The sequence below is a fragment of the Exiguobacterium sp. RIT452 genome (genome assembly GCF_003598705.1).
Taxonomy (GTDB): domain Bacteria; phylum Bacillota; class Bacilli; order Exiguobacteriales; family Exiguobacteriaceae; genus Exiguobacterium_A; species Exiguobacterium_A undae.
Genome location: NZ_QXJB01000022.1, coordinates 1 through 620, shown reverse-complemented (window position 1 = coordinate 620; position 620 = coordinate 1). Strand labels below are relative to the sequence as shown.

Here is a 620-nt window from a genome sequence, read left to right as displayed (position 1 = left end):
ATAAAGATAATTTGGTGGAGCCTAGCGGGATCGAACCGCTGACCTCCTGCGTGCAAGGCAGGCGCTCTCCCAGCTGAGCTAAGGCCCCATTAAGGGATTAAATTGAAGATGGTCGGGAAGACAGGATTCGAACCTGCGACCCCTTGGTCCCAAACCAAGTGCTCTACCAAGCTGAGCTACTTCCCGAAAAAGTGCACCCTGAGAGATTCGAACTCCCGACCCCTTGATTCGTAGTCAAGTACTCTATCCAGCTGAGCTAAGGGTGCGGGGTATAATCAAACAGTTACAGTCAAAAATGGTACCGAGGGCCGGAATCGAACCGGCACGGGGAAACCCCCGCAGGATTTTAAGTCCTGTGCGTCTACCAGTTCCGCCACCCCGGCAGGGTGTTAAAAGGTAGCATCTACACTTTTTCAAGGTCGATGATGTATTTGAGATAAAAATGGTGCCGGCAACAGGAGTCGAACCCGCGACCTACTGATTACAAGTCAGTTGCTCTACCAGCTGAGCTACACCGGCAAGTGTAAAAAATAAAAAATGGTGGAGGATGACGGGATCGAACCGCCGACCCTCTGCTTGTAAGGCAGATGCTCTCCCAGCTGAGCTAATCCTCCATATGT

At 51.5% G+C, this 620-nt stretch carries 6 tRNA genes; all 6 read right to left on the bottom strand.

Going from position 1 to position 620, the window contains the following annotated elements:
- Positions 1–12 precede the first annotated feature (12 nt).
- A tRNA-Ala gene (locus D3D03_RS16665) sits at positions 13–88 on the bottom strand.
- A 21-nt stretch (positions 89–109) separates the two neighbouring features.
- Positions 110–186, bottom strand: a tRNA-Pro gene (locus D3D03_RS16660).
- Between the two features lie 6 nt (positions 187–192).
- Positions 193–266: transfer RNA gene (locus D3D03_RS16655), tRNA-Arg, on the bottom strand.
- A gap of 30 nt (positions 267–296) precedes the next feature.
- Positions 297–383 (bottom strand) — tRNA-Leu (locus D3D03_RS16650).
- Between the two features lie 60 nt (positions 384–443).
- Positions 444–519 (bottom strand) — tRNA-Thr (locus D3D03_RS16645).
- Between the two features lie 19 nt (positions 520–538).
- Positions 539–614, bottom strand: a tRNA-Val gene (locus tag D3D03_RS16640).
- Positions 615–620: the final 6 nt, after the last annotated feature.